Origin of the sequence: Acerihabitans sp. (genome assembly GCF_036398755.1) — a bacterium.
Lineage (GTDB): Bacteria > Pseudomonadota > Gammaproteobacteria > Enterobacterales > Enterobacteriaceae > Acerihabitans.
On sequence record NZ_DASWOM010000145.1, the window covers coordinates 1 to 7,130 of the forward strand.

The 7,130-nt window shown below is 57.8% G+C and carries 5 protein-coding genes; all 5 read left to right on the forward strand.

Going from position 1 to position 7,130, the window contains the following annotated elements:
* Positions 1 to 52: 52 nt before the first annotated feature.
* The 5 genes from infB (at position 53) to pnp (ending at position 6,927) form a co-directional block, all read left to right on the forward strand.
* Positions 53 to 2,761 (forward strand): translation initiation factor IF-2, encoded by a 2,709-nt coding sequence (gene infB / locus VGC33_RS22860; protein ID WP_331123065.1) that lies wholly within the window; start codon positions 53 to 55, stop codon positions 2,759 to 2,761.
* A 65-nt stretch (positions 2,762 to 2,826) separates the two neighbouring features.
* Positions 2,827 to 3,240 (forward strand): 30S ribosome-binding factor RbfA, encoded by a 414-nt coding sequence (gene rbfA, locus VGC33_RS22865; RefSeq protein ID WP_331123066.1) that lies wholly within the window; start codon positions 2,827 to 2,829, stop codon positions 3,238 to 3,240.
* The gene (truB, locus tag VGC33_RS22870) at positions 3,240 to 4,181 is read left to right on the forward strand and encodes a tRNA pseudouridine(55) synthase TruB (protein ID WP_331123067.1); all 942 of its coding nucleotides are present in this window, start codon (positions 3,240 to 3,242) and stop codon (positions 4,179 to 4,181) included. Before rbfA ends, truB begins: the two co-directional genes overlap by 1 nt.
* A gap of 117 nt (positions 4,182 to 4,298) precedes the next feature.
* Positions 4,299 to 4,568 (forward strand): 30S ribosomal protein S15, encoded by a 270-nt coding sequence (gene rpsO / locus VGC33_RS22875; protein WP_331123068.1) that lies wholly within the window; start codon positions 4,299 to 4,301, stop codon positions 4,566 to 4,568.
* Between the two features lie 241 nt (positions 4,569 to 4,809).
* Positions 4,810 to 6,927, forward strand: coding sequence for a polyribonucleotide nucleotidyltransferase (pnp, locus tag VGC33_RS22880; protein WP_331123069.1), 2,118 nt, complete (start codon positions 4,810 to 4,812; stop codon positions 6,925 to 6,927).
* The last annotated feature ends 203 nt before the right edge of the window (positions 6,928 to 7,130 follow it).

Genomic DNA, 7,130 nt, shown 5'->3' on the forward strand with positions numbered 1-7,130 from the left:
ATCTGTTGGTTTGGCGACAACGCGTAATAAACTGTAGCAGGAAAGGAACAGCATGACAGATGTAACCGTAAAATCGCTCGCCGCAGAAATTCAGACTCCGGTCGATCGCCTGGTACAGCAGTTTGCTGATGCTGGTATCGACAAGACCGAAGCCGATTCTGTGACCCAGCATGAAAAACAAACGTTATTAGCGCACCTGAACCGTGAGCGGGGCAGCGCGCCGAATAAACTCACTTTACAGCGTAAAACCCGTAGTACCTTGAATATTCCGAGTACCGGCGGTAAAAGTAAATCGGTGCAGATAGAAGTCCGCAAGAAACGCACGTACGTGCAACGCGATCCCCAGTCCGCTGAACAGGCGGAAGCGGAAGAGCTGGCTAAACGTGAAGCGGAAGAACTGGTCCTTCGTGAGGCTGAGGAGCGTGCTGCGCATGAAGCCGCCGAAAAAGCCAAGCATGAAGCCGAAGAAAAAGCAAAACGTGCGGCCGACGATAAAGCCAAACGTGAGGCCGCTGATACAGCGAAGCGTGTGGCAGCGGAAAGTGAAAAATTGACCAACCAGCAGACCAATAATATGACCAAGTCACCACAGGCGGTCGAAAAAGCCCGCCGTGAAGCCGAGGCCGCTGAACTTAGACGTAAAGCGGAAGAGGAAACGCGTCGCAAGGTTGAAGAAAGTGCACGCCTCGCTGTCGAAGAAGCCAAGCGGATGGCGGAAGAAAACGGCGGCACCTGGGTTGCCACGCCGGAGCCGACGGAAGAAGACGCCAGTGACTACCACGTCACCACCTCTCATCACGCCCGCGAGGCGGAAGATGAAAACGACCGTAAGGTCGAGGGCGAGCGTCGCGCCCGCACGCGCGGCGGCAAGGCGACCAAACAGAAAAAAACCAGCCGGCTGTCCGAATCCAAGGCCGACCGTGAAGAAGCCCGCGCCGTGGGCCGTAAAGGCAAGCGCAAGCCCAGCACCCTGCAGCAGAGCTTTAACAAGCCCGCACAAATCGTTAACCGCGATGTGGTGATAGGCGAAACCGTCACCGTTGCCGAGCTGGCCAATAAAATGGCGGTAAAAGGCTCGCAGGTTATCAAGGCGATGATGAAGCTGGGCGCCATGGCGACCATCAACCAGGTTATCGACCAGGAAACCGCGCAGCTGGTGGCCGAAGAAATGGGCCATAAGGTGATCCTGCGCCGCGAGAACGAGCTCGAAGAGCTGGTGATGAGCGACCGCGACATTGACGCGGCGGCAGAGCCGCGCGCGCCGGTGGTGACCATTATGGGCCACGTCGACCACGGCAAGACCTCGCTGCTCGACTATATCCGCTCCACCAAAGTGGCGGCCGGCGAAGCCGGTGGCATTACCCAGCATATCGGCGCCTACCATGTGGAAACCGAAAACGGCATGATCACCTTCCTGGATACCCCCGGACATGCGGCGTTTACCGCCATGCGTGCCCGTGGCGCCCAGGCAACGGATATCGTGGTGCTGGTGGTGGCGGCGGATGACGGCGTGATGCCGCAGACCATCGAGGCCATCCAGCACGCCAAGGCGGCCAAAGTGCCGGTTGTGGTGGCGGTAAACAAAATCGATAAACCGGAAGCCGACCCGGATCGGGTTAAAAACGAATTAACCCAGTACGGCGTTATTCCGGAAGAATGGGGCGGCGAAAGCCAGTTCGTCAACGTGTCGGCGAAATCCGGCGTCGGTATCGACGAACTGCTGGACGCTATCCTGCTGCAGGCCGAAGTGCTGGAACTGAAAGCCATCCGTAACGGCATGGCCAGCGGCGCGGTGATCGAGTCCTTCCTGGACAAGGGCCGCGGTCCGGTCGCTACCGTCCTGGTGCGCGAAGGTACGCTCAATAAAGGCGATATCGTCCTGTGCGGCTTTGAGTACGGCCGCGTGCGCGCGATGCGCGACGAGCTGGGGCGCGAAGTCTCCTCGGCCGGCCCGTCGATCCCGGTTGAGATCCTCGGCCTGTCCGGCGTGCCCGCCGCGGGCGATGAAGCCACCGTGGTGCGTGACGAGAAAAAAGCCCGTGAAGTTGCCTTGTACCGTCAGGGCAAATTCCGTGAAGTCAAACTGGCGCGCCAGCAGAAGTCCAAGCTGGAAAATATGTTCGCCAATATGACCGAAGGCGAAGTCTCCGAGCTGAATATCGTGCTGAAGGCAGACGTGCAGGGCTCCACCGAAGCGATTAGCGATGCCCTGGAAGCGTTGTCCACCGCCGAGGTTAAAGTCAAGATCGTCGGCTCCGGCGTCGGCGGCATCACCGAAACCGATGCCACCCTGGCCGCGGCGTCCAACGCCATCATCCTGGGCTTTAACGTCCGTGCCGACGCCTCCGCCCGCCGGGTGGTTGAAGCGGAAAGCCTGGACCTGCGCTACTACTCGGTTATCTATGACCTGATTGACGAAGTCAAACAGGCCATGAGCGGTATGCTGGCCCCGGAATACCGTCAGGAAATCATCGGCCTGGCCGAAGTGCGCGACGTGTTCCGCTCGCCGAAGTTCGGCGCCATCGCCGGTTGTATGGTGACGGAAGGCGTGGTGAAACGTCACAACCGTATCCGTGTGCTGCGCGACAACGTCGTTATCTATGAAGGCGAACTGGAATCCCTGCGTCGCTTCAAGGATGACGTCAACGAAGTGCGTAACGGCATGGAATGTGGTATCGGCGTGAAGAACTACAACGATGTCCGTCCGGGTGATGTGATTGAAGTCTTCGAAACCATCGAGATTCAACGCACCATCGATTAAACCGTCGCGAACATTTATTGATGCAAAGGGGGCTTATGCCCCCTGTTTTGTCTGGAGAAATTATAATGGCAAAAGAATACAGCCGAACCCAGCGTGTCGCCCAGGAGATGCAAAAAGAAATCGCCATCATCCTGCAGCGCGAAATCAAGGATCCCCGCGTCGGCATGGCCACCGTGTCCGGCGTGGAAATGTCACGCGATCTGGCGTATGCCAAAGTGTTCGTGACCTTTCTCAATGACAACGATCCACAGCAGATAAAGATCGGCATCACCGCGCTGCAGGACGCCTGCGGATTTATCCGTAGCCTGCTGGGCAAGGCCATGCGCCTGCGCGTCGTGCCGGAACTGACGTTCTCCTACGATAACTCGCTGGTGGAAGGCATGCGCATGTCCAACCTGGTCAGCCAGGTGGTGCAAAAGGATCGCGCGCGTCGCAGCGAATCCGAACCCGACGAGGGCGTCGAGGGCAAGGAAGACTGATGGGCCGTCCAAGTCGTCGCGGTCGCGATATTGACGGTATCGTATTATTGGATAAGCCGATCGGTCTGTCTTCCAACGATCTGCTGCAAAAGGTCAAGCGGCTGTTCCACGCCAATAAGGCCGGGCACACCGGCGCGCTGGATCCGCTCGCCACCGGCATGCTGCCCATCTGCCTGGGGGAAGCGACGAAATTCTCCCAGCACTTGCTTGATGCGGACAAACGTTACCGCGTGGTGGCCCGGCTGGGCCAGCGCACCGATACGTCCGACGCCGAGGGCGCCGTCATCAGCGAGCGCCCGGTGGCAATCGATCAGGCTGGGCTGGAGCGGGCATTAGAGCGTTTTCGCGGTGAAACGCCGCAAACGCCCTCCATGTATTCGGCGCTGAAATACCAGGGCAGGCCGCTGTACGAATATGCGCGCCAGGGAATAGACGTACCGCGTCCCACGCGTATGATTACCCTGTACGCGCTGGAGTTGATTCGCTGGGATCAGGAAAGCCTCGAGCTGGAAATCCATTGCTCCAAAGGCACTTATATTCGCACTATCGTCGACGATCTGGGCGAAATGCTGGGCTGCGGCGCCCATGTGATTGTCCTGCGCCGCCTGGCGGTGGCGCGTTATCCGGCGGATCGCATGGTCACGCTCGATCGGTTGCAATCGCTCACCGCCGCCGATCCGCAGGCCCCCGCCACCCTGGCCGCGCTTGACCGTTTGCTGCTGCCGATGGACAGCGCGGTGGAGGATATGCCCGAGCTTAATTTGCCGGCGGCCATGGCGGGCCTAATCAGAATGGGCCAAACAATAGCCACGACCGACGCGACGCGACCGGGCATGGTACGGTTGACCGAAGGGGCGGAGAAGCGCTTTTTCGGCGTGGGGGAAATTACTGAAACCGGCCTGGTCGCCCCCAGGCGGCTGGTGGCCGAACCGCGCGTTTGAATGAGTGCGCGCCTTGCGATCGCGGTGCGCTAAGAGTAGAATAGCGCGGCTTATGAATGGGGTTGCTGAATTAGAGATCGGCGCCTGTGTATTTCACAATAAATCTGGAGTGTTATAATGTCTCTAAGTGTTGAAGCAAAAGCGAAAATTGTTACTGATTTCGGCCGTGACGCCAACGATAGCGGTTCCACTGAAGTGCAGGTTGCTCTTTTGACCGCGCAAATCAGCCATCTTCAAGGCCATTTTGCCGAGCATAAAAAAGATCACCACAGCCGTCGTGGCCTGCTGCGTATGGTTTCACAGCGTCGTAAGCTGCTTGACTACCTGAAAGGTAAAGATGTCGCACGTTACACGGGCCTTATCGAGCGCCTGGGTCTGCGTCGCTAAGCCAGACAGTTTCGGTAGAAAGGGGCCTTATGTGGCCCCTTTCTTCTAGTAGGCAGCAATAACCTTTACCGTTAATGTGTTATTGCTTAAGTAGATTCTTCAATTGCTGAAATACGCGCGGCTAATGAGAGACTTTATCCAAAGGATAAGGATTGTCATTAGTCGCGAGGATGCGATAAGAAGATGGGTTAGTCATCGGTGAGTTTTTGTGATTATGCTCACCCTGAAAAAGGATATCATTTTGCTAAATCCGATCGTGCGCAAGTTTCAATACGGCCAGCATACCGTCACCCTCGAAACCGGTATGATGGCTCGCCAGGCGACCGCCGCCGTGATGGTCAGCATGGACGACACCGCGGTCTTCGTTACCGTGGTCGGGGCCAGGCAGGCCAAACCGGGACAAAGCTTTTTCCCGCTGACCGTAAACTATCAGGAACGTACTTATGCCGCCGGGCGTTTCCCGGGCGGCTTCTTCCGTCGCGAAGGCCGTCCCAGCGAAGGCGAAACCCTGATTTCCCGTCTGATTGACCGTCCCATCCGCCCGCTGTTTCCGGAAGGTTTCCTTAATGAAATCCAGGTGATTGCCACCGTGGTATCGGTCAATCCCCAGGTCAGCCCGGATATCGTGGCGATGATTGGCGCTTCCGCCGCCCTCAGCCTGTCCGGCATTCCATTCAGCGGCCCGATTGGCGCGGCGCGCGTCGGTTATATCGATGGCCAGTATGTCCTGAACCCGACCATGGCCGAACTGGCCGTGAGCCGCCTGGACCTGGTGGTCGCCGGCACCGCGAATGCCGTGCTGATGGTCGAATCCGAAGCGCAGCTGCTCAGCGAAGACGAAATGCTGGGCGCGGTGGTGTTTGGCCATGAACAGCAGCAGATTGTCATCGACAATATCAATGCGCTGGTGGCCGAAGCCGGCAAACCGAAATGGGAATGGCATGCGCCTGAGGTCAACGCCGCCCTGCAAAGCCGCGTTGCCGAACTGGCGGAAGGCCGCCTGGGCGATGCCTACCATATCACTGAAAAACTTGAGCGTTACGGCCAGGTCAACGCCATCAAGGCAGATGTGGTTGCCGCTCTGCGGGCGCAGGACGATAGCCTGGACGAAGGCGATATCAAGGAACTGCTGGGCAATCTGGAAAAAACCGTGGTCCGTAGCCGCGTGCTGCGTGGCGAACCGCGTATCGACGGCCGCGAAAAAGACATGATCCGCGGCCTGGATATCCGCACCGGCGTATTGCCGCGCACCCATGGCTCAGCCCTGTTCACCCGCGGTGAAACCCAGGCGCTGGTTACCGCCACCCTCGGCACCGAGCGCGACGCGCAGAATATTGACGAACTCACCGGCGAGCGCACCGACCGTTTCCTGCTACACTATAACTTTCCTCCTTACTGCGTTGGCGAAACCGGCATGGTCGGCTCACCGAAACGTCGCGAAATCGGCCATGGCCGTTTGGCGAAACGCGGCGTGCTGGCGGTAATGCCGAAAGCGAACGAGTTCCCCTATACGGTGCGTGTGGTCTCGGAAATCACTGAATCCAATGGTTCCTCCTCCATGGCTTCCGTTTGCGGCGCGTCATTGGCGTTAATGGACGCGGGGGTGCCGATTAAGGCGGCCGTGGCCGGCATTGCGATGGGCCTGGTAAAAGAAGGCGACAATTTTGTGGTCCTGTCGGATATCCTGGGTGACGAAGATCATCTTGGCGACATGGATTTCAAAGTGGCCGGTAGCCGTGAAGGCATAACCGCGCTGCAAATGGATATCAAGATTGAAGGCATCACCCGCGAAATCATGCAGGTGGCGTTAAACCAGGCCAAAGGCGCGCGCCTGCATATCCTGGGTGTTATGGAACAGGCGATAAGCATACCGCGCGGCGATATTTCGCAGTTCGCGCCGCGTATCCATACCATCAAGATAAGCCCTGACAAGATCAAGGACGTGATTGGTAAAGGCGGCTCGGTGATTCGCGCGCTGACCGAAGAAACCGGCACCACGATCGAAATCGACGATGACGGTACGGTGAAGGTTGCGGCGACCGACGGTGAAAAAGCGCGTCACGCCATCCGTCGTATCGAAGAGATTACCGCTGAAATTGAAGTGGGTCGCATCTATAATGGTAAAGTAACCCGTATCGTTGATTTTGGCGCCTTTGTGGCCATCGGCGGCGGCAAGGAAGGCCTGGTGCACATCTCTCAAATCGCCGACAAGCGCGTGGAGAAAGTGGCCGACTATCTGCAAATGGGTCAGGAAGTACCGGTCAAAGTGCTGGAAGTCGATCGCCAGGGACGCGTGCGTCTGAGCATCAAGGAAGCTACCGCGCCTGGTCAGGATCAAGTTGTACCGGAAGTAGAATAATCAGCACGAAAGTAGAGTAGAATAACTGTTAGCGCATTTTACAGCTCCTTACCGGGTAAGGAGCTGTTCGTATCACAAGGGCGGGACGCCTTGTGTTAAGCCGATGGGGGACAGGACGTTCATCCAATGTTTTTCTTCGGGAGTGGGAAATGAGGCCTTACTTGCGCTGGTGGTTCGTTGCGATGGCGTTTATGCTGGCAGGA

Bases quoted from the DNA above. Each gene is read 5' to 3' on its own strand.
- infB (WP_331123065.1), top strand. From the start codon at position 53: ATGACAGATGTAACCGTAAAATCGCTCGCCGCAGAAATTCAGACTCCG.
- rbfA (WP_331123066.1), top strand. From the start codon at position 2,827: ATGGCAAAAGAATACAGCCGAACCCAGCGTGTCGCCCAGGAGATGCAA.
- truB (WP_331123067.1), top strand. From the start codon at position 3,240: ATGGGCCGTCCAAGTCGTCGCGGTCGCGATATTGACGGTATCGTATTA.
- rpsO (WP_331123068.1), top strand. From the start codon at position 4,299: ATGTCTCTAAGTGTTGAAGCAAAAGCGAAAATTGTTACTGATTTCGGC.